1 protein-coding gene is annotated in these 228 nt (G+C 46.5%); it reads right to left on the bottom strand.

What is annotated here, in order from left to right:
- Positions 1 to 44: 44 nt before the first annotated feature.
- Positions 45 to 228: hypothetical protein (locus tag R0J92_RS27560; protein ID WP_411054017.1), on the bottom strand; the 184-nt coding region annotated here is incomplete at its 5' end.

Here is a 228-nt window from a genome sequence, read left to right as displayed (position 1 = left end):
CCCTCAGAAATTTTCTTTCTGAGGGGTTTTTTATATGCGTTCAATTATTTTAGGAAGCGTTTCACGGCTTTTCCGGCTGGCAATTTAGCGGCCCACCGGTCTCCGGAATTCGCCAATTTGCTGAGCACCTTCAATAGGTCTTCGTCGCCTGCCCAATGTTCTGTAACGACTTCTTTCGGGAATCGGTTGAGCACCATATTGATGACATATACGGCAACGATTACATCG

The sequence above is a fragment of the Tritonibacter sp. SIMBA_163 genome, assembly GCF_046535935.1.
Classification (GTDB): domain Bacteria; phylum Pseudomonadota; class Alphaproteobacteria; order Rhodobacterales; family Rhodobacteraceae; genus Epibacterium; species Epibacterium scottomollicae.
The sequence above is the reverse complement of the archived record's forward strand: the minus strand, read 5'-3'. Positions and strand labels throughout refer to the sequence as shown.